Origin of the sequence: Paenibacillus sp. NPDC101420, from assembly GCF_050277435.1 — a bacterium.
Classification (GTDB): Bacteria; Bacillota; Bacilli; order Paenibacillales; family Paenibacillaceae; genus Paenibacillus_AQ.
This window is the reverse complement of sequence record NZ_JBNNSE010000001.1, coordinates 1,654,977-1,672,823: the sequence shown is the minus strand read 5'-3', so window position 1 is coordinate 1,672,823 and position 17,847 is coordinate 1,654,977. Positions and strand designations below refer to the sequence as shown.

At 46.3% G+C, this 17,847-nt stretch carries 16 protein-coding genes; 7 read left to right on the top strand and 9 right to left on the bottom strand.

All coding sequences use genetic code 11. The features are described 5' to 3' along the window. The first annotated feature begins 84 nt into the window (after positions 1–84). Positions 85–2,349, top strand: coding sequence for a beta-glucosidase family protein (locus ACQKMP_RS07280; protein ID WP_427469082.1), 2,265 nt, complete (start codon positions 85–87; stop codon positions 2,347–2,349). A gap of 169 nt (positions 2,350–2,518) precedes the next feature. On the opposite strand, the gene ACQKMP_RS07275 is transcribed toward ACQKMP_RS07280, so the two are convergent. Both ACQKMP_RS07275 and ACQKMP_RS07270 read right to left on the bottom strand, forming a co-directional pair. Continuing rightward, positions 2,519–3,727: an MFS transporter gene (locus ACQKMP_RS07275; protein ID WP_427469081.1), complete on the bottom strand. Its 1,209-nt coding sequence runs from the start codon at positions 3,725–3,727 to the stop codon at positions 2,519–2,521. A gap of 118 nt (positions 3,728–3,845) precedes the next feature. Further along, positions 3,846–5,024 carry a serine hydrolase domain-containing protein gene (locus tag ACQKMP_RS07270; protein WP_042185922.1) on the bottom strand — a complete coding sequence of 393 codons (1,179 nt, stop codon included), beginning with the start codon at positions 5,022–5,024 and terminating at the stop codon, positions 3,846–3,848. Positions 5,025–5,193: 169 nt separating this feature from the next. On the opposite strand from ACQKMP_RS07270, the gene ACQKMP_RS07265 reads away from it, so the two are divergent. Next, the gene (locus ACQKMP_RS07265) at positions 5,194–5,652 is read left to right on the top strand and encodes an Lrp/AsnC family transcriptional regulator (protein ID WP_076298160.1); all 459 of its coding nucleotides are present in this window, start codon (positions 5,194–5,196) and stop codon (positions 5,650–5,652) included. Between the two features lie 132 nt (positions 5,653–5,784). Here ACQKMP_RS07265 and ACQKMP_RS07260 read toward each other — a convergent pair whose 3' ends face one another. The 6 genes from ACQKMP_RS07260 to ACQKMP_RS07235 form a co-directional block, all read right to left on the bottom strand. Further along, positions 5,785–6,711, bottom strand: a complete 927-nt coding sequence (locus ACQKMP_RS07260) for a sensor histidine kinase (RefSeq protein ID WP_379422793.1) — start codon at positions 6,709–6,711, stop codon at positions 5,785–5,787. Between the two features lie 20 nt (positions 6,712–6,731). Next, complete coding sequence (locus ACQKMP_RS07255) at positions 6,732–7,493, bottom strand: ABC transporter permease (RefSeq protein WP_341125900.1); 762 nt, start codon at positions 7,491–7,493, stop codon at positions 6,732–6,734. Next, on the bottom strand, positions 7,486–8,409 hold the full coding sequence (locus ACQKMP_RS07250) for an ABC transporter ATP-binding protein (protein WP_036675740.1): 924 nt from the start codon (positions 8,407–8,409) through the stop codon (positions 7,486–7,488). The genes ACQKMP_RS07255 and ACQKMP_RS07250 overlap by 8 nt, the downstream gene beginning before the upstream one ends. Positions 8,410–8,491: 82 nt before the next feature. Beyond that, entirely contained in the window at positions 8,492–9,184 is a 693-nt protein-coding gene (locus ACQKMP_RS07245; protein WP_427469080.1) for a response regulator transcription factor, read from the bottom strand. Between the two features lie 209 nt (positions 9,185–9,393). Further along, a complete protein-coding gene (locus tag ACQKMP_RS07240; RefSeq protein WP_427469079.1) occupies positions 9,394–11,964 on the bottom strand; it encodes an FAD-dependent oxidoreductase in 2,571 nt (856 codons plus the stop codon). Between the two features lie 6 nt (positions 11,965–11,970). Next, positions 11,971–12,255, bottom strand: coding sequence for an ArsR/SmtB family transcription factor (locus ACQKMP_RS07235; protein ID WP_042185935.1), 285 nt, complete (start codon positions 12,253–12,255; stop codon positions 11,971–11,973). A gap of 103 nt (positions 12,256–12,358) precedes the next feature. Between ACQKMP_RS07235 and ACQKMP_RS07230 the strand changes: the two genes are divergently transcribed. The 4 genes from ACQKMP_RS07230 to ACQKMP_RS07215 all read left to right on the top strand — a co-directional run bounded on the left by ACQKMP_RS07230 (position 12,359) and on the right by ACQKMP_RS07215 (position 14,403). Next, complete coding sequence (locus tag ACQKMP_RS07230) at positions 12,359–12,679, top strand: rhodanese-like domain-containing protein (protein WP_042185937.1); 321 nt, start codon at positions 12,359–12,361, stop codon at positions 12,677–12,679. Positions 12,680–12,688: 9 nt separating this feature from the next. Next, positions 12,689–13,102: a rhodanese-like domain-containing protein gene (locus ACQKMP_RS07225; protein WP_197071272.1), complete on the top strand. Its 414-nt coding sequence runs from the start codon at positions 12,689–12,691 to the stop codon at positions 13,100–13,102. Continuing rightward, a complete protein-coding gene (locus ACQKMP_RS07220) occupies positions 13,102–13,464 on the top strand; it encodes a rhodanese-like domain-containing protein (protein WP_042185939.1) in 363 nt (120 codons plus the stop codon). Before ACQKMP_RS07225 ends, ACQKMP_RS07220 begins: the two co-directional genes overlap by 1 nt. Positions 13,465–13,725: 261 nt before the next feature. Next, on the top strand, positions 13,726–14,403 hold the full coding sequence (locus ACQKMP_RS07215) for a hypothetical protein (RefSeq protein ID WP_427469078.1): 678 nt from the start codon (positions 13,726–13,728) through the stop codon (positions 14,401–14,403). On the opposite strand, the gene ACQKMP_RS07210 is transcribed toward ACQKMP_RS07215, so the two are convergent. Beyond that, positions 14,395–14,739, bottom strand: coding sequence for a hypothetical protein (locus tag ACQKMP_RS07210; RefSeq protein WP_427469077.1), 345 nt, complete (start codon positions 14,737–14,739; stop codon positions 14,395–14,397). The genes ACQKMP_RS07215 and ACQKMP_RS07210 overlap by 9 nt on opposite strands. A 253-nt stretch (positions 14,740–14,992) precedes the next feature. On the opposite strand from ACQKMP_RS07210, the gene ACQKMP_RS07205 reads away from it, so the two are divergent. Continuing rightward, positions 14,993–17,824, top strand: coding sequence for a glycoside hydrolase family 3 C-terminal domain-containing protein (locus ACQKMP_RS07205; protein WP_427469222.1), 2,832 nt, complete (start codon positions 14,993–14,995; stop codon positions 17,822–17,824). Positions 17,825–17,847 lie beyond the last annotated feature (23 nt).

The following is a 17,847-nucleotide window of genomic DNA, read 5'->3' as shown; positions in this document are numbered from 1 at the left end:
TACCAAAAAAACAATGATAATGCCATAAATCTAACATGAAGTAGATTAAAATGGGGATAGTATACATTCAGAGGAGGTATTTTTATGAAAACCAATATTCATGAACTCATATCACAAATGACCCTTGAGGAGAAAGCAGGACTCTGCTCAGGGCTTGATTTCTGGAATACAAAGGGCATTGAACGACTCGGAATCCCCTCTTTAATGGTAACGGACGGACCCCATGGTTTACGCAAGCAAAAAGAGAGCGCCGATCACCTCGGACTCCATAACAGTGTACCCGCGACTTGTTTTCCTTCGGCAGCAGGGATGGCTTCTTCCTGGGATCGGGAGTTAATCGGTCGTGTAGGTAAAGCACTCGGGAAAGAGTGTCAAGCAGAGAACGTTGCTGTTCTGCTCGGACCGGGAACGAATATTAAGCGCTCCCCGCTGAACGGTCGTAACTTCGAATATTTTTCGGAAGACCCTTATCTTTCCTCGGAGATGGGTGGGAATCATATCAAAGGTGTGCAAAGTGAAGGGGTAGGCACCTCGCTTAAGCATTTTGCCGCTAATAATCAGGAGCACCGGAGAATGTCTGTTGATGCTGTTATTGATGAGCGGACGCTGCGGGAGATTTATCTGGCTAGCTTTGAAGGCGCAGTTAAGCAGAGTCAGCCATGGAGCGTGATGTGCTCTTACAATCGGGTAAATGGTGAATATGCCTCCGAGAGTGAATTTCTCCTGACAAAGATTCTTAGAGAGGAATGGGGCTACGAGGGATTCGTCGTTTCCGACTGGGGAGCGGTTAATGAACGGGTGAAGGCTCTACAAGCAGGACTGGAGCTGGAAATGCCGTCAACCGGAGGCATTGGTGATGCCAAGATTGTCGCAGCAGTACAAAGTGGCGAGCTGTCTGAAGAAACGTTAGATCTTGCAGTGGAACGTTTACTTACCTTTGTTTTTAAGGCGGTGGAGAACCGTAAAGATAATGCTTCATTTAATGCTGATGAGCATCACCGTCTGGCTCGTGAAGTGGCGCGGGAGAGCATGGTTCTACTTAGAAATGAGGAAGGCATTCTGCCGCTGACAAAGCAAGGAACGATTGCGGTCATTGGCGAGTTTGCTAGAAATCCGCGTTATCAGGGCGGGGGCAGCTCACATGTGAATCCGACGAAATTGGACGATGCTTTTGAAGAGATGAAGGTCATTGCAGGTTCTGCCGAACTGCTATATGCGCAAGGATATGAACTGAATCATGACGGGATTAATGAAGCTTTGCTACAAGAGGCACGGGATACAGCGGCAAAAGGGGATGTAGCCGTATTGTTCCTTGGACTTCCGGATAACTATGAATCAGAGGGTTATGATCGCAGTCATTTGTCGCTTCCAGAGAGCCATAAAGCGCTGATCGAAGCAGTGTCTGAGGTGCAAAGCAATATCGTTGTCGTACTCAGCAATGGTTCACCCATAGAAATGCCTTGGATTCATAAAACGAAGGGTATTCTTGAAGGTTATCTAGGCGGTCAGGCTTTTGGCGGTGCAGTGGCAGATTTACTGTTTGGAGAGGTTAGTCCAAGTGGCAAACTGGCAGAGACCTTCCCGATGAAGCTGAGCGATAATCCATCCTTTCTTAATTTCCCAGGTGAAGGGGATACAGTAGAGTATAAAGAAGGTTTGTTTGTTGGCTATCGTTATTATGATAAAAAAGAGCTTGAACCGCTGTTTCCTTTCGGCTTCGGACTAAGCTACACAGCGTTTCAATACAGCAATTTGAGAATCTCCAAGAGCAGCATAAAAGATACCGAGAACGTACAAGTTACGGCCACCGTCAAAAACACGGGTACTCACGCAGGAAAAGAAATCGTTCAGCTCTATGTTAGCGATGTGAAGAGTAGCGTGATCCGTCCACTTAAGGAGCTTAAGGGCTTCCAGAAGATAGAGCTTCAGCCTAGGGAAGAGCAAGAGGTTTCTTTTGAACTGGATAAACGCTCCTTTGCTTATTACAACGTTAACATTGGTGATTGGCATGTGGAAAGTGGAGTCTTTGAGATTGCTATCGGTTCATCTTCGCGGGATATTCGTCTGACTGCTTCTATTGAAGTGGAATCGACTGCTCCGCTTGCATTAAGTTATCATCGCAACAGTACCGTTGGTGATTTGCTGGACAATCCACGCACGGCAGATAAAGTGAAGAAGTTCAGCAGTATTTTTGGCATGGAAGGTGCGATGGACGATAATCCAGAAATGTTCATGGCGATGATGAAATATATGCCGCTACGGGCGCTGGTTGGGTTCGGTCAAGGGAAATACACAGAAGAAGATTTAGCCAAGGATCTGCAAGAATTTAATGCTTTGGCTGTAGAGTAGGAGATCAGAAAAGGCCAAGTCTGGTCTTTAATAAAAATCTAATATAAGTAAGCCAGTAGTTCATATTAGTCATTTATAATATGCACCACTGGCTTTTTTTTTTATATTTCGTGTTCGGCTACCGTGCTCCGTAAACTTGATGATTGTGGCATGATTTCATAGGTGTGCTTCAACGCTTTCTTGAAGGAAATCCGTATTCTTTAGCGCGCCACGCTACTAGTAGCGCAAGAATCAATAGAATAAACAGTACCCACGGGAAGGAGCGGACACCAACTGTTTCAATAAGAATCCCACCCATCACGCCGCCGCCGCCGATAGCTAGGTTCCATACCGTCACTAACATCGACTGGGCCACATCTGCACTTTCGCCAGCTGCTTCAGCAACTGCTGTTTGTAGCAAAGTAGCCGCTCCTCCGAACGTCAACCCCCATACAGCAACCACTAGATAGATCACTATGGGTTGGCTGCTGCTAATGCCCAGTGCAATGGATGACAAGGCGAAAGCAGCGAGGCTGTTAAGAACCAATGGACGTAGTTTGCGGTCGATCAAAATACCGATGACCCAGATGCCAATAAGCGCAGTAATGCCGAAAATAAGCAGTACCAAGTCAACGCGCTGGGTAAGCCCAGCCTGAGTAAGATAGGGTGCAATGTAGGTATACAGGATGTTATGTGCTAGCACCCATGTCAGAACGACAAACAGTACCGGCCGTACCCCTGAAATAACAAAAACCTTGTAGAGAGGGAGCCGCTTATCAGGAGCCTCCCCTGGATAGTCCGGTAGCTTCCAAAGTACCCAGCCGACCAGCATCAGAGCCAGCAGCGACATGATCCCGAAGATGGAGCGCCAGCCCACAAGAGTGCCAAGAAGTGTTCCAGCAGGGACTCCGAGTGCCAGAGCTAGAGGCGTGCCAACCATCGCTACCGCCATTGCTCGTCCCTTGAGTGACTCCGGCACCATGCGCCGGGCATAACCTGCTATCATGCCCCATAAGACTCCAGCGGATACGCCTGCGAAGAACCGAGCTGCCAGCGTAAGTATATAATTGGAAGAAAAAGTGGTGACGGTGTTGAATACGAGAAAACCAAGGATGCACATTAGTAGCAGTGGTCGCCGCCGCCATCCACGCGTCATGGTGGTTAAGGGAATCGCGGCCAACAGTGAACCAAGGGCGTACAAAGTGACAAGTTGACCCGCAAGGGCCTCGGAGACACCAAGCCCATCACCTATTTGGAGCAACAAGCCGGCCGGAATCGTTTCGGTAAGAATACAGATAAACCCCGTCATAGCAAGGGCGAGTAATCCTGCCCATGGTAAATGTTCAGAAGAGGGAGTACTGGAGGCACTTTGTGTGGCAGAAGTTGTGTTTTGGGTCATTGGAGAAGCACCTCTCTTTTAAATTGTAAAAAACTCAATGATACACACTCGAATAGGATTTACTAGACAGAGAGCCTAGACCGGTTCATTCCGGACCAAGGCTCTTTGTGTTCGTTCTTTATTTATTACGTCTATCATAAATGGCATCACAAAGGTCAACGGTAAACTGACCCGACATACCTTCTAGTGCAGTATTAGTAAATGCCACGACACTGAGCCGTTGCTCGGGGTCGACGAACCACGAGTGACCATAGGTGCCACCCATACGCCATGTACCCGGGGATTCCGAAGTGTCTGCGGCGACAGGATCCTTCAGTACCGTAATGCCTAGGCCAAAGCCTCGTCCTGGCCAGAAGGCCATTGGCAGATCACCGATCTGGTTGGTCGTCATATCGTGAACCAGAGACTCTGGTAGCAGCGGTGCTCCGCCCTTACGTAATGTTTCCAGCAGCTGCAAAAAATCCCCTGCACTGCCGACCATGCCAGCTCCTCCAGAATGATAGGCAGTATCGTCAAGTGCTCGACCAGGGGCAAGCAGGAATCCAGCCGTTCCCTCCATAAAGGCAATACTGTCGGGATCATGTAAAGGCCGTGGCTCTGGAGTATCATTGGCATAGGAAGTAGCCAGTCGTTCTCGATTGACTGCAATAAAACCCGTGTCGCTCATGCCAAGCGGTTTTGTCACGAGTGAATGTACGGCCTCATTGAGCGGTGTTTCTGTGACCTTTGCAATTACTGCTCCTAGCACATCTGTCGCGATGGAGTATTTCCACTCGGTACCTGGCGTATAGAGGAGGGGGACAGAGGCAAGACGACGCAGGTTCTCTTCCAATGTGATGCCGGACTGATCCATACCATCTGATACCCCTGCTGACTGATAGGAACCATTCTCTTCTTGGAAAAATCGGTAAGAAAGGCCTGCTGTGTGCGTCATCAAATGACGAATCGTCAATGTCGCGAACTCGCCATTCTGCAAACGTGGCCGAAACTCTGGGAGCCAACGATCAACGCGGTCATCCAGCTGTAGTCGACCTTGCGCAACTAATACTAGGGCTGCCGTTGAAACGATAGGTTTGCTAACTGAGGCGAGCCGGAATAAGGCGTCTTCTTGCATAAGTCTGCTCATCTCGCGGTCGGCAAGACCGGCAGCGCGACTATAAACCAGTTCCCCATCTATCGCCACTTTAATGACAGCACCGACCAGGCGCTTGTCAGCAAGGGTTCGATCAATTACTTCATCGATGCGACCTGATAACCATTCTGTATTTATTTTGTTTGAATCCAATATACTCAACATTCTTCATCCCTTCGGAATAGTTAAAGCCAGGAACACTTTACTATTGTAGGGTTATTATATATAACAAGTTATCTTGATTACATAAGGCAACTAAGTTAAATTAGCCTTATAACGGTTAATTACAAGCTAGTTTATAGGGGGAACCTTAAATTTAAAGGATGTGATTTTGATGGACCATATTGATAAGCAAATTCTTTTTCATCTTCAAAATCAAGCAAGAATTTCTATGACAGAGCTGGGAAAATGTGTCGGTTTATCGCAACCTGCAGTTACGGAAAGAGTTAGGCGTATGGAGGAGAAAGGCATCATCAGCGAGTATCGCACCATTATTTCCCCTGAAAAAATTGGAAAACATGCTGCTGCCTACATGTTATTTCATTCTAGGGATTGTAATGCATTCCTTGATTTCTGCCGCTCAAGTCCTGATGTCGTCGAATGTTACCGTATAAGTGGGGAACACAACTACTTATTGAAAGTAGTAACCGACTCTACACGAGCCCTCGAGGATTTCGGAAATCAATGTGACAAATACGGTACCTATACGATTCTAATCGTGATGTCATCGCCAATCGATCATAAATTTCTTATACCTTCGCTTGAAGAAGCAAGCATCAACTTGCTGAGTTAGAATTGAACATTACTTCTGCCAGCCCTTCAACGCAAAAAGACTCTTCTATATAAATAGAGGAGTCTTTTTGATTGGAATATTTTTCAGGATAAATGGTTCCACAAATCGTTGTCGGTCCCCTTTACATTCAAATTAATTAGCTAAGACATTGCCAGCATCGCCTAGTTTCCAACGGCAGGTCATTATCAGTTTCTCACCCTCCAGTTCGGCTGTCAGCGTGCCACCCATTTTATTCATCAGACTTTTGGCAATGGAGAGACCAAGCCCGGAGGCTTGAGAAGATCGGGTACGGTCTGCGGTATAGAATCGGTCAAATAAGAGGTTAACATCGCTTCCGGCTAGTTCCTTCGCATCGTTTACTATCGTTAAGTCAGCTGTTACCTGCCGTCGTTCGAAACGGATTTCCACATACCCGGTCGCGTGTTTGACCGTATTGACAAGTAAATTCTCGACAACCCTCCGCACAGCGGACTCATCGGCGTATACGGATACATTTTCCTCAGGTAGCCGTATATCCGGTGTAATATTGCGTTCGTTGAAAGAATCGTAAAATCCGACCAGAATTTCCGAGAGTAGGGCCGTCATCCCAAGCTTTTCGGTATGTAGAGGATAATCTAGCGATTCGATCAAGGAAAGCTCAAAAAAATCATTCAGCAGTGCCTGCAGCCGTTTCGTCCGATTTTTAACGATGGCAACATATTCAAGTTTTTCATCAGGGGTAATTGACTCATCCTCCAACAGTTGAATATAACCGAAGATGGAGGTGAGGGGGGTACGGATATCATGTGAAATATTCGCTACAGCCTGACGGAATTCTTGTTCGACACGTTTTCGTTGGGCTTCCGCTTCGACGATTAAATTAGATTGACGATTGATTTGTCCCGCAAGTGCCTCAAGCTTCTGGTCGAATAGAGCCACATCGATTTTTTTACCGGTTGATCGCTCATTGTAGGTATGCAATTGCCCTGTTATCCGCCCTAGCTCTCGCCTTAACATCAACAAACGGAAAAGCAGGAGAGCTCCTGCCGCAAACAATATGATTGTCAGAATAAGCAACACTCTCCTGCACCTCCTATTTATTATTTGATTTCTTTTCTGTGGAATACGAGAATACCGAGTACCCCGGAAACGGCTATTGTCAACAACGGTACAAGTAAAAGCGCTGGCCAATCTCCACTGTCGATACTGGGCTTACCGATATCGCTCACCAGTTTGAAGATGGAATAATCGTACAAATTACTAAAGAAAGAGATCTTCGAACCTATACCAGCCAAAACCGTATCGATCATAAGGAAGAAAATCATTGAGAAGCCGATAGTTTTGCCGCTGTCGGTTAGGATTACGGTGAACAGCGCCCCGATGGCTGCGTAACCAGCTGTGTACAACAACGTTAGCCCGAGGGCTCGCGGTATAAAAAGTGTAGTGCTTCCTTCCGGCAGATGACCGAAGCCCGAAAGCAGCGTGACTTCGACTGTGCTGACAATAGGAAAGACGAGCGAAATCGCCATGGCCCCAACTGCGAATACGATTAGTTTTGCCGCGAACAGCCGGCCTCTGGTGTTGCCCGAAGATGCGATCGTCTTCATGACTCCTGTGGAATATTCGTTAGAGATAAAGAATCCAGCCAGAATGGCTACGCCGAATTTAATAATGTAGGCATTGCTTGAAATAAAGGTAGTCAGAAATTCAGCGCCGGTGATCTGAGGTTCCCCATTGGACCGATGATCAAAATAATATAGCAATGGGTAAGCAAGCGAGAGGACGGAAAGTGCCAATAGAAAAGTCCAAAATGATCTATTCTTACGGAGCTTGAAAAACTCAACTCTGATCAGATTATACATTTGGATTCCCCCCAATCCGCTTCGTAAAATAACTTTCCAAGTCTTCACCCATAGGCATAAACTTCTCAATCTCTAGGCCTGCAGAGAATAACGCTGTTGATACTTTACCTGGCTGCTCAATGCGGCTATACAACTTGATGGTTCCATCCTGCATCACTTCGAAATCGGCCGTACCCAGCTCGTTCTGAATGACGGCTGTTGCCTTGCCCGGATCATCCACTTTGATAAACAAATACTGCTGACATTTCTCGTTTAATTCCTCCGCAGTGAGTTGTTCAAGCAACTGACCGCGATGAATAATGCCATAATGACTTGCCATTAAATGCAGCTCACTTAGAATATGACTTGAGATCATTATCGTAATGCCAAGCTCACGGTTTAGTCGCTTGAGCAGTTCGCGCATTTCGACGACACCCATCGGATCTAACCCATTGGTCGGCTCGTCCAGAATCAGAAATTCTGGATCTCCCAGCAAGGCGATGGCAAGACCTAACCGCTGCTTCATTCCAAGTGAGAAATTCTTGGCTTTCTTCTTGCCGGCGCCCTGCAGTCCAACTTGCTCTAGCATTCTAGGAACGCAATCTTTGCCGGGAATACCACGTAGAATCCGGTTTGCTTCTAAATTTTCGCTCGCAGTCATATGGGGGAACAAAGCGGGACTCTCGATAATCGAGCCGATTCGCTTACGAGCCTGGATCAAGGCCTGCTCTTCACTGGCTCCGAACAGCTCGATCGTCCCCTGAGTCGGAAAAGCAAGTCCGGTCACAATCCGGATTAATGTTGATTTTCCAGCTCCGTTTTGCCCAATAAAACCATAAATAGAGCCTTTACGGATTGACAAATTGACTTTGTCCAGCGCTGTATGGCCCTTGAACTTTTTGGATAGCTGATTTGTTTTTAATACATACTCGTACATCTCGTCTTGGCCTCCTTTTCGTGATAGACCAAGTATAGAATTGAAAACATAAGAAGAGCTAAAGCCAAATCTTAAGAATGTCTTAAGGCTTGAGCCGATAACCTATGCCCCATACTGTCTCGATAAATTCGCTTCCTGGTGCGGCCTTGGTTAGCTTGCTGCGCAAATTGCTCATATGGACATTGACCGTATTGTCATCCCCGTAGTATGGCTCGTGCCAGACCCTTTCGTACAAATTCGCTTTCGTGAACACCTTCTTAGGGGCCGACAAAAGCAACGAGAGAATCTCAAACTCTAGAGCTGTGAGCGTCAGTTCCGCTCCATTTGCCGTAACCGACATCGTATCTCGATGAAGTACAAGACCCTGATGCTGGAGCACGTTAGGCATAGCCGATTGCGCAATCCGCGAATACAAACGTAGATGAGAATCGATCCGTGCAGAGACTTCCTCAACGTCGAAGGGTTTCGTAATGAAATCATCCGCCCCCGCCCGCAGGGCAGATACCTTGGTCTGGGGCTCACCCTTGGCTGAAATGATAATTACGGACATATCGTCCCGCCCGGCAATCTTCTCAAGTAGTTCCTCTCCCGACATGCCAGGCAGCATCAGATCCAGTAGCAGCATGCTCCATTGACGTTGCTCCAGATAGAGAAGTGCCTCCGTTCCCGAGTAAGCAGGTTGGGGGATGTAGCCACTTTTCTTAATAAGGTTGCACAGCAATCGGTTGATGTCGCTGTCGTCCTCAGCAACGAGAATATGTATCGGGTTATTCATTTAATCTCCTTATTCCACCTAAAATAGGTCATTATTCGGATGAATGCCTATTAAATAGGATAGCAGGTTTTAGATTCTGTATCCAGATCCAGCCAATTTCTGCATTTTGGTTATTCAAATCTATATCACCGATTCTGGTGAGTTCATTTTTATATAACAAAGAGACTCTTCTATATAAATAGAGGAGTCTCTTTGCGGTGTTAAGGTATTTAGATAAATAGATTATGACTAGATTGATCAGCTTGACCGAGGTAATATCCTACACCGCCGATTCCAACAGCGTCGATCAGTTCTTCACGGGTAATGCCCATAAGATCCATGGACATTTGGCAGGCAACGATCTCGACGCCTTGGTCGACAGCCATTTGAATCAATTCTTCCAAAGAAGAGACATTATTGTTCTTCATTACAGAGCGGATCATTTTGGAGCCCATGCCCATCATGTTCATATTCGAAAGTGTTAGCTTCCGACTGCCGCGCGGCATCATCGCTCCGAACATTTTACCGATAATATTCTTGTTCACAGGCACTTTCTCATCCTTGCGGATAATATTGAGACCCCAGAAGGTAAAGAACATCGTCACTTTTTTGCCGCTGGAGGCAGCTCCGTTGGCAATGATGAAGGAAGCGATCGCTTTATCCAGATCACCGCTGAATACCACCATCGTACTTGCATTACTAGTTTGGACGGGTTGTGCTCCTGCTGGTACGGAATCCGCGGTAATGCCTTTGCGCAGATAAGCTTCAATCATGCCAGTAGGCAGCTTCGTTAATTGCAAAAGCGTGTGCTTCGACATGCGAGCCCATGCCTTAATATCTTCATAGAATCCCGGATCGGAAGCCGTTACCTTTAAGACTTGCCCGTCCAAGAGCGGGTCCATGCTCATCTTGACTTGGATCAGCGGCCCAGGGCAGCATAGTCCGCAAGCATCAAGCACGGAATCAGGTGTTAGATCCGACTCTTGTTTGGCAGGGGCGGATACAGATGCGCTGGAGTTGGCTGCGTAAGCTGTAGCGTTGGTATTGGCTGCAGCTGAAGCAATGTAAGTTCCCGCCGGTGCTCCCGTTGCTGCGATTTCTTTACGGGCTGCTGCTGAAATACCTGCGTTTGGCGTCAGACTATCTTTTTTTTTAGGTGAATATTTACTCAGTTGATATGTCTTATAGCCTCCGGTCAGGTTCTTCACACGGAAACCTTTTTGCTGCAATATCCGGGAAGCTGTGTAGCCTCTGAGTCCAACTTGGCAATACACCCAAATTTCTTTACCAGGGTCAAGCTCACTTAGACGACCACGCAAATCATCCACAGGGATGTTAATGGAGCCTTCAATATGACCGTTGGCATGCTCGATTTCCGAACGTACGTCAACTAAAATGGTATTGTTGTTGTCACGACCTTCTAAATCCTTAGGAACGAATACTGTAGTCATGCCTTTCAAAATATTTTCAGCAGCAAAGCCAGCCATATTCACTGGATCTTTAGCAGAAGAGTAAGGAGGGGCATAAGTAAGCTCCAATTCCGTTAAATCAGTGACCGTACCTCTAAAGCGAATCACTGTAGCGATATCGTCGATACGTTTATCTACTCCACTGTAACCCACAGCTTGTGCGCCGAGTACTGTACCTTTTGGATCAAAAATCAGCTTCATAGATATTGGAGTTGCCCCCGGATAATAAGTTGCATGAGAGCTTGGATGTACGTAAATCACGTGATATGGTAAGCCCAAACGTTGTAATGTTTTTTCGTTATTGCCGGTAGAAGCACCCGTGACTCCAAAAACCTTAATAATAGAAGTCCCTTGTGATCCTTTGTAAGTAGTGCCTAGACCGCTGACGTTGTCCGCAGCAATCCGTCCTTGCTTATTGGCAGGACCAGCTAGTGGAATAGCAGTTTTAGTTCCGTTCACGAAATCAACCACCTCGACCGCGTCACCTACTGCATAGACCTGATCCAAATTTGTTTCCATGCGCTCGTTGACCAAGATATGGCCGCGTGGACCGAACTCTAAACCACTATCCTTCAGGAAAGAGGTATCCGGCGAAACGCCGATGGCCAACAGAACCATATCACTTTGAAGCACAGTGCCACTTGCCAACTGAACCTCTATTTGTTCACCCACTTCTGCAAACCCCTGGACCATATCGGAAAAAATAAGATTAACGCCATGCTCGTCGAGCTCTTTTGCCAAAATAGAAGACATTTCAGTATCGAACGGAGCTAAGATTTGTGGACCCGCCTCGATCAAGCTTACTTCCAGACCTGCTTCTCTGAGGTTCTCCGCCATCTCAACACCGATAAACCCACCACCGATCACAACGGCGGAACGAGTGCCTTCGGCTGCGACTTTGGTTTTGATTTTGTCGGTGTCGGGAATGTTGCGCAGCATGTGAATTTTGGAACTCTCGATACCAGGTAGATTCGGACGAATCGGTTTAGCGCCGGGTGATAAAATAAGCGCATCATAGCTCTCTTCATAGGAGCCTTTTTCTATACTTTCTACTCTTACTTTCTTGTTCACAGGGTCGATAGACACCACTTCACTTTGAATTCGAACATCGATGTTAAAACGTTTATGCATCGCCTCTGGTGTCTGAACCAGCAGCTTGGAGCGATCCTGAATGGAACCTCCGATATAATAAGGCAGTCCGCAATTGGCAAAAGAAATGTACGGATCACGTTCAAACATGATGATATGAGCCTCTTCATCTAATCTCCGAAGCCTGGCGGCCGCTGATGCGCCTCCTGCAACTCCTCCGACAATCAGTACTTTTTTACTCATGATGATTTATTCCTCCCCTAAAAATAGCTGAATTAGATGTTTGATTTTCTCGTCTTTAACAGAATAATTAATTTCCAGTCCATTACGTTCGGTTTCGACAATGCCTAGAGCTCTAAGCTTCTGCAAATGCTGGGATACCGTAGATTGTGGAAGGTCGAGACAGTCCTGCATGAAGCTAACGTTGCAGCTGCCTTTTTCAAGCAGACCTTTAATGATGCACAAGCGAACGGGATGAGCGATTGCCTTTAGGGTTTCGGCGGTTTGATTATAGGCTTTGAAATTTTTGTCCATGGTTATGAACTCCTCGCTTTACAATATCCTTATATCGTAATATTATGATATAGTGATATTAAAATCAAGTTATTTTTTAAAAAAAGAGAAGGAGAGATGCTCGATGTCTTTTAAAATTTTAAAGGAAATTACCCCTCAGCAAGTGGCGGAACGTCTGAAGAATGGAGAGGCTCCTACGCTGCTGGATGTACGCGAACCCGCCGAATGGGTGGAGGGACATGTGATCGGTGCGAAGCATATTCCGCTTGGGCAGCTGTTAATGCGTATAGATGAACTAGATCCTAATGGAGAGATGATTGTAATGTGCTTAAGTGGTGGTCGAAGCGGATTGGCTTGTGAGCTGCTGAGCGAAAAGGGTTATAACGTTGTGAACATGACGGGTGGATTAAGCGCTTGGACGGATGATTTTTTGGTACGGGGGTAATAGATGAACATGATGTTTAGGATCCTACTGAGTATAGTAATTGCTTTTAGTATAGTAAGGTTCTTACGTTCCGCTTGGCCAGTCCGTTCACTCTCCTATGTAGAAGCCCGTGACGTTCGCGAATTAGCAGATCAATCACTGGACATGAAAATGCTCGATGTTAGAGATGCCGTAGATTATGAGAAGGATAGTATCCGTGGCTCGATAAATATATCGATCGGGCGGTTAGCCTATGTCTGGCAACATTGTCTATCTACTGACGATTCGGTTCTAATCCTTGCTGATAGTTACTATAAAAGAAACAAAGCTGCGAGAATTCTGTATAAACAGGGCTTTCGAAAGTTATATGCGGTAAATGGTGATTTTTTAGGAAGTAAAAGAACACTCTCCGACATTTCGGTGAAAGGTTGTTGTGAAGGATAATGGATTTAAGCTCATTAATGTCCCGTCTCGGATTTGGTAAAAGCGCAAGTGTAAGTGTAAGAACGTTAAAGGTGTCAGAGTTTCGGAGCGAAATGGAGCAATCCAAAAATAGGCTGCTGATCGATGTCCGCGAACCGGATGAATACAAGAGTGGATTTATTCCGGGGGCGAAAAACATCCCGCTGTCTCAGTTGGAAAAGCGGCTCGGTGAAATCCCTAAGGATCGGGATGTGTTGCTCTACTGCCGCAGCGGTATGCGAAGCAAAAGTGCAGCGCGGATTCTGAGCAAGCAGGGGTATACTCGCCTTGCACATTTGCAGGGCGGGGTAAGCAGCTGGAATGGGAAGTTGAGTCGACGGTAACTGAACTAATTTCTCTGAACAAACTCTAATAGAGCTAACTCCAAATGAGCTTACTAAAGCTGGCTTTGCTTTAACGCAACGTACTTAAACCAATTAGCTTTTTTGATGGATAAGTTAAATTTTGCTGGATCTATCATTGAATGTAGAGTGTTTATTGACAGCATCAGAAAGTGAATACTATACTTTTGAGGAATAGGACGAAGCACGTCCCGTACCCATATTGGGTGCGGGATTTTTTTATGCCAAGAAGGAGGGTGACGTATGGGATTTACGGAGGAGCATCGTAAGTGGGTAGAGGATCATATTAGTAGAAGAACGGGAGAACGGCGGGGGAGATTGGAGCGTGGACATGGCCATGGTGAGCGGATGTTTTTGGAGAAGGTATGGTGGCCTATGATGGGGCATTTCAATAATCTTCATCCTGAATATGAAGTGTTGGATTGGCGTAGTAAGCCCTACTTTGTTGATTTTGTGTGGAAGCCTGGCCAGGTTAAGTTTGCGTTTGAAGTTAAAGGCTACGGCCCACATGTGCAAAATACAGACCGAACACGCTACAGACAGGAGCTGAATCGAGAGACTTATCTGCAAATCGCGGGTTATCGGGTCGTGGCGATTCCTTATGATGATCTGGATGCGAATCCTGAACTTACGATTACTTTGCTAAGACCATTGCTGATGCCTTACCTCGCTGTGAAGATGGAGGAGCAGGGGGAGTTTAGCCGACTGGAGCGTGATATTTTGCGGATTGCGGTTCGCACGAATGGGTGCATTCGTCCGGTTGATTTGGTGAGGGAGCTTGGGATTGATAAGCGTACGGCTCGAAAAGGACTGAGTGCTCTCAGCCAAAAAGGAAAGTTTTGCCCCATAGTTTCTCAGGAGAGCGGTAGAGTCTGCAAATATGAATATATCCATTCCTTAAAGGATATTCAGTTATGGTAAGGCAATTAAAATACCCCAGATGCGACCCAAAAGGCTGGAATTGAGCAAAAGAGGGGTAAAAATACCCCAGATGCGACCTAAAAGGTTGGATTTGAGCGAAAGAGGGGTAAAAATACCCCAGATGCGACCTAAAAGGCTGGAATTGAGCAAAAGAGGGGTAGAAATACCCCAGATGCGACCCACAAGGTTGGATTTGAGCGAAAGAGGGGTAAAAATACCCCAGATGCGACCCAAAAGGCTGGAATTGAGCAAAAGAGGGGTAAAAATACCCCAGATGCGACCTAAAAGGCTGGAATTGAGCAAAAGAGGGGTAGAAATACCCCAGATGCGACCCAAAAGGCTGGATTTGAGCGAAAGAGGGCCGAGAACGTCCCGTTATCATCGCATCTCACTTCACCAAGGGAGACGGGCGAGCGAAGCATACGATAAATCTCTAATTTTGACCTGATTTTCACTTAGATTGTTTAGGTGTTACTTATCAAGCTAATCTTCTATGATTAAGTTGATAGACCAGATTTGTGTTAGACACAGACAACTACCTCGAGAACATATGAAACCGCTATCAACTTGAATCGAAGGAGCGATTATGATGGAAACAGTGACATCTAAATATCCATTTCAACAGATTGATTTACCCTTAAATGACCGAGTGCAGGATTTGATCTCCAGATTAACGCTTGATGAAAAAGTAAGTCTGATCCCTCAGTATCAAGCGGCTATAGAGCGTTTAGGCGTTGGAGCCTATAAGCATGGTACAGAAGCGGCGCACGGAATTTCCTGGCTTGGAAAAGCGACCTCTTTTCCTCAGCCAAGCGGACTGGCTTGTACTTGGAACCCAGAGCTAATGAAGGAAATCGGCTCGGCTATTGGAGATGAAGCAAGAGCATTTTACAAAAAGAATCCAACGGTGAATGGCCTGACGTTATGGGCACCAACGGTGGATATGGAGCGTGACCCACGATGGGGTAGAACGGAAGAAGCCTACGGTGAAGATCCAGAGTTAACTGGACAACTCAGCACATCACTTGTGCAAGGAATCCAAGGCGATCACCCGGTGTATTTGAAAGCGGTCGCAACGCTTAAACACTTCCTAGGGAACAACAACGAGATCGAACGCGGAAATTGTTCCGCCAGCATCGATCCGAGAAATATGCGTGAGTATTATCTGGAAGCATTCAAGCCTGCTTTTCAAGAAGGTGGCGCACAGTCTATGATGACCGCCTATAACTCGGTGAATGGCGTGCCTGTTATTCTTCATCCGGCAGTCATGGATGTTGTCAAAGGCGAATGGGACATGGACGGTTTTATCGTCAGTGATGCTGGTGATTTATTCGGGATTGTGAAGGATCATAAGTATTATGAATCTTTTGCACAGTCGATGGCGGAATCTATCAAAAACGGAATTGACAGCGTAACAGAAGAAACTGAAGAGACGATCAAGGTTCTTCATGAAGCACTAGACCAAGGCCTACTATCAGAGGAAGATCTGGATCGTGCACTAACTAACACATTTAGAGTTCGTTTCCGTCTGGGAGAGTTTGACCCCGCTGAAGGTAATCCATACACAGCAATCGACGATTCCGTAATTCTTAGCAAAAAACATGCCGCACTTTCCTTGGAAGCTGCCAAACAATCCATTGTGCTGCTGAAGAATGATCAGGCAACATTGCCACTGAGCAAGACTGAATTAAACAAAGTGGCGATTATTGGTCCACTTGGCGATGAAGCTTTCAGAGACTGGTATTCCGGCACATTACCTTATGGAGTGACTCCACTGCAAGGTGTTAGTAAGAAACTGCCTGGTAAACAAGTTACTTTTGAGAGCGGCGCAGATCAAATCATTCTTACCTCAGCTGCAAACGGCCAAGCCATCGGAATCACGGGTGAGGACGGAAGGCTGGCTGTACAACATGACATAGCAGAGCACGGAGAATTGTTCCAACATACCGCTTGGGGCTGGACTAGCAATACTCTGAAGGCGACAAGTCGTGGACAGTATGTAACTTTAAGCGAAGCGGAGACACTTACAGCATCTGCTGATGAAATCTACGGCTGGTTTGTAAAAGAATCCTTGAACATCGTCCCGGAAGCTGAGGGTAAAGTCTCTTTGCGGACTTGGAATGACAAATTGATCTCTGTGAATGCTGAGGATGGCACGCTGCAGGTTGCTGATCAGGTCGCAAGTGCGGACGCTCGTCTTTTCAAAAAGAACATCGTTACAAACGGACTGGACGCTGCGGTAGAAGCTGCCAAAGCAGCTGAAGTAGCAGTGGTTTTTGTCGGTAATCATCCACTCCTTAACGGAAAAGAAGAAATCGACAGACCTGATATTGTACTTCCGGAGGAGCAGGAGCGCCTGGTCAAAGCAGTCTATGAAGCGAATCCAAATACAGTGGTAGTTATTGTCGGCAGTTATCCGATTTCTTCCACTTGGATTGACGAGAATATCCCGGCAGTATTGTATACATCCCACAGTGGACAAGAGCTTGGTAATGCGGTTGCAGAAGTGTTGTTCGGAGATTACAGTCCTTCTGGTAAGCTGAATATGACTTGGTTCCGTTCTGTGGAGCAGCTGCCTGAGCTGATGGATTATGATATTATCAAAGGTAAAAGAACCTATATGTACTTTGACGGTAAGCCATTGTATCCTTTTGGTCACGGCCTAAGTTATGCTGAAGTGAATTACAAGAATCTAAATTTGAGCACAAAGGAACTGCAGCAAGACGATACGCTTAACATTTCCGTTCAAGTGGATAATACTGGAGCAGCTGATGGGGACGAGGTTGTTCAGTTATATGTGCAAACTTTGAATTCCCGGGTCAAACGTCCGATTAAGCAGCTGAAGGGTTTTGAAAAAGTGAGCACCGCCGCAGGTCAATCGAATACTATAGAGTTTGCATTACCAGTTACAGAGTTAGCATTCTGGGATGTTACACGCGAACAATATTGCGTCGAAAATGGAGAATACGCAATTTTGATCGGCTGTTCTTCTGCTGATATTAAATTATCTTCAGTAGTAACGGTGAAAGGGGACATCATTCCTTCCCGTAATTTATATAACAACACCAAAGCAGAGAACAATGATGACTACGAAGGCGTATATCTGGACGAATGCAAAGCAGGCGGGGCTTCGGTACATCCGGTAAAAGAGGGCGCTTGGATCGCTTTTAATGACGTATTGTTCGATCATGGAGCAGTAGTAATTGAAGCTCTGGTCTCCTCTGCAAAAGGTGGCAGCATTGAGATCAGAACCGGAAGCGCAGCTGGGAAACTGGTTGGAACCGTGACTGTTCCTTCTGGTGGAGTTCTGCAACAGTGGAGCACATTGAAAGGCGAAGTATCCGTGGAGACGGGTACTAGCGATGTTTATGTAGTTTTTAACGGTGAGGTGCTTCTCAGCCGGTTTCAATTTAATCAATAATAGAGATGACCTTTGATTATGGG

What these genes read in the sequence shown, in the direction of transcription:
- ACQKMP_RS07280 (WP_427469082.1), top strand. Translation starts at nt 85, where the DNA reads ATGAAAACCAATATTCATGAACTCATATCACAAATGACCCTTGAGGAG.
- ACQKMP_RS07275 (WP_427469081.1), bottom strand. Translation starts at nt 3,727, where the DNA reads ATGACCCAAAACACAACTTCTGCCACACAAAGTGCCTCCAGTACTCCC.
- ACQKMP_RS07270 (WP_042185922.1), bottom strand. Translation starts at nt 5,024, where the DNA reads ATGTTGAGTATATTGGATTCAAACAAAATAAATACAGAATGGTTATCA.
- ACQKMP_RS07265 (WP_076298160.1), top strand. Translation starts at nt 5,194, where the DNA reads ATGGACCATATTGATAAGCAAATTCTTTTTCATCTTCAAAATCAAGCA.
- ACQKMP_RS07255 (WP_341125900.1), bottom strand. Translation starts at nt 7,493, where the DNA reads ATGTATAATCTGATCAGAGTTGAGTTTTTCAAGCTCCGTAAGAATAGA.
- ACQKMP_RS07250 (WP_036675740.1), bottom strand. Translation starts at nt 8,409, where the DNA reads ATGTACGAGTATGTATTAAAAACAAATCAGCTATCCAAAAAGTTCAAG.
- ACQKMP_RS07245 (WP_427469080.1), bottom strand. Translation starts at nt 9,184, where the DNA reads ATGAATAACCCGATACATATTCTCGTTGCTGAGGACGACAGCGACATC.
- ACQKMP_RS07240 (WP_427469079.1), bottom strand. Translation starts at nt 11,964, where the DNA reads ATGAGTAAAAAAGTACTGATTGTCGGAGGAGTTGCAGGAGGCGCATCA.
- ACQKMP_RS07235 (WP_042185935.1), bottom strand. Translation starts at nt 12,255, where the DNA reads ATGGACAAAAATTTCAAAGCCTATAATCAAACCGCCGAAACCCTAAAG.
- ACQKMP_RS07230 (WP_042185937.1), top strand. Translation starts at nt 12,359, where the DNA reads ATGTCTTTTAAAATTTTAAAGGAAATTACCCCTCAGCAAGTGGCGGAA.
- ACQKMP_RS07225 (WP_197071272.1), top strand. Translation starts at nt 12,689, where the DNA reads ATGATGTTTAGGATCCTACTGAGTATAGTAATTGCTTTTAGTATAGTA.
- ACQKMP_RS07220 (WP_042185939.1), top strand. Translation starts at nt 13,102, where the DNA reads ATGGATTTAAGCTCATTAATGTCCCGTCTCGGATTTGGTAAAAGCGCA.
- ACQKMP_RS07215 (WP_427469078.1), top strand. Translation starts at nt 13,726, where the DNA reads ATGGGATTTACGGAGGAGCATCGTAAGTGGGTAGAGGATCATATTAGT.
- ACQKMP_RS07205 (WP_427469222.1), top strand. Translation starts at nt 14,993, where the DNA reads ATGGAAACAGTGACATCTAAATATCCATTTCAACAGATTGATTTACCC.